This is a genomic window from Dyadobacter sp., assembly GCF_051859145.1.
GTDB lineage: Bacteria > Bacteroidota > Bacteroidia > Cytophagales > Spirosomataceae > Dyadobacter.
The window spans coordinates 1-240 of record NZ_JBHYGF010000266.1 but is presented as its reverse complement, the minus strand read 5'-3'; the positions used below and the strand labels follow the sequence as shown (position 1 = coordinate 240).

Sequence of the window (240 nt, the reverse complement as noted above, 5' to 3'; positions counted from 1 at the left end):
GCAGCCAGAGCTGCGAGCCGACCTGCGTGGTAACTCCCGTTTCAGTGTGTACTTTCTTGATCACCCCTTTGTCAATTACATACAGGTAACCTTTCAGGAGCACCATGGATTGCACGTCCCAAAAACCTGTCGCGATCACCTTCGTATCTCCGTTGTCAGGACTTATTCTTACAAGCGATCCGCCTTTGCATGCGTAAACAAAGTAAGGATCCGCAGTAACTGCGCGCGTGAAAACCCAGC

Annotated in this window: 1 protein-coding gene; it reads right to left on the bottom strand. The window is 50.8% G+C overall.

Going from position 1 to position 240, the window contains the following annotated elements:
• Positions 1 to 240, bottom strand: a 240-nt coding sequence (locus tag ACTIE6_RS15520; protein ID WP_439557504.1) for a hypothetical protein, incomplete at both ends; no start/stop codon positions are given.